The sequence below is a fragment of the Methylobacterium sp. 37f genome, from assembly GCF_023093475.1.
GTDB lineage: Bacteria > Pseudomonadota > Alphaproteobacteria > Rhizobiales > Beijerinckiaceae > Methylobacterium.
On the sequence record NZ_JAGHKN010000085.1, the window covers coordinates 1 to 1,922 of the forward strand.

The window sequence follows — 1,922 nt, forward strand, 5'->3', positions numbered from 1 at the left end:
CGGCGGCGGACGGGTACGGCGCGTTCAACGACGCCGTGACGGTGACGATGGATGCGGCGCAGGGCGGGGTCTCGGCCCTCGACAGCTTCAACAACGACATCGGCGGTCGCGGCTCGCTGACCAAGGCGGGCAGCGGCACCCTGGTGCTGACCGGCACCAACACCTATGCGGGCGGCACCACCATCGCGGGCGGCACCCTCGTGGCTTCCGCCGCCGGCCTCGGCTCGGGCGCCATCCTGGACAATGCCAGCCTGATCCTCAACCAGGCCACCGACGCCACCCTGGCCAACCCGATCGCCGGCCGCGGCACCCTGACCAAGACCGGCAGCGGCAGCCTCGCGCTGACCGGCCTCAGCACCCTGTCCGGCCCGGTCGGCGTCGCCCAGGGCCGGCTCGCGGTCGACGGCAGCCTGGCCAACGCGCTCGTGACGGTGGGCGACGGAGCCAGCCTCGGCGGCACCGGCACGATCGGCGGCCTCGTGGTCCAGGCCGGCGCCGTGGTGGCGCCGGGCAATTCCATCGGCACCCTGACCGTCGCCGGCAACGCCGCCTTCGCGGCCGGCACGACCCTCCGGGTCGAGGCCGACGCCGACGGCCGGGCCGACCGCCTCGCCGTGGCCGGCACCGCGACGCTGGCGGGCGGCATCGTGCAGGTGCTGGCGGCCGATGGCGCCTACGCTCCGCGCACCCGCTACACCGTCCTGACCGCCGGCGGCGGCGTGCAGGGCCGGTTCGCCGGCGTCAGCGCCAACTTCGCCTTCCTGACGCCGACCCTCGGCTACGGCGCGAACGCGGTCGACCTGACCCTGACCCGCAACGACGTGGCCTTCTCCACCATCGCCCAGACCCGCAACCAGGGCGGCGTCGCCGACGCCATCCAGGCGGCGGGGGCCGGCAGCGCCCTCTACGGCCGCACCGTCGGCCTGAGCACGCCCGAGGCCCGGGCCGCCTTCGGGGCGCTCACCGGCGACATCCACGCCAGCGCCACCGCCGCCCAGTTCGAGACCGCCTTCTTCGTGCGCGAGGCCATCCTCGACCGCCTGCGCCGGGGGCCAGCCCCGGGCGCGGACGAGGCCGAGGATTACGGTGCGCTGCCGGCGACCTATAGCGCCGACCTGCCGGGCCGGGCCGCGCCCGTGGTGCCGGTGCCCATGCGGGTGCTCGACCCGCGGGTGTTCGGGCTCTGGGGCCAGGGCTTCGGCAGCTTCGGCCAGGCCCGCGGCGACGGCAACGCCGCCGCCCTCGCCCGCCAGACCTCCGGCTTCGTGCTCGGCGCCGATGTCCGCCTCGAGACCGGCTTCCGCCTCGGGTTCACCGGCGGCTACACCGTCACCAGCCTCGACAGCGCCGGGCGCCTGACCTCCGGCACGATCCAGAGCGGCTTCGGCGGCGTCTATGGCGGCTTCGAGCGCGGGCCCTTCGCCCTGCGCCTCGGCGCGGTCTATGCCGATCAGGCGAGCCGCCTGCGCCGGAGCGTCACCTTCGCGGGCTTCTCCGACAGCGACACGGCCCGCTACGGCGGCTCCGCCGCGCAGGGCTTCGGCGAGATCGGCTACCGGTTCGTGATGGCGGCGGCCCCGGCGCCCGCGCTCCAGCCGACCTCCCTCGAGCCCTTCGTGGGCGGGGCCTACGTGTCGATCGGGCGCGACCGCTTCGCCGAGACGGGCGGGCTCGCGGCCCTGAGCGGCGCGGCCCAGACCACCGAGGTGGCGACCTCGACGGTGGGCGTGCGCGGCCAGACCAGCCTGGATCTGGGCGCCGGGGCGCCGGTGTCCCTGCACGGGCTGGTGGGCTACCGCCGGGCCTACGGCGAGGTGGTGCCGAAGGCGCTCCTCAGCTTCGGCGCCGGTCCGGGCTTCCTGACGGCGGGCACGCCGATCAGCCGCGACGCCCTGGTGGCGCAGGCCGGCCTCGACGTGCGG

At 76.2% G+C, this 1,922-nt stretch carries 1 protein-coding gene; it reads left to right on the top strand.

Going from position 1 to position 1,922, the window contains the following annotated elements:
• Positions 1 to 1,922 (top strand): autotransporter domain-containing protein (locus tag J7U37_RS24700; RefSeq protein ID WP_247637463.1); only part of this gene is annotated, 1,922 nt, incomplete at both ends.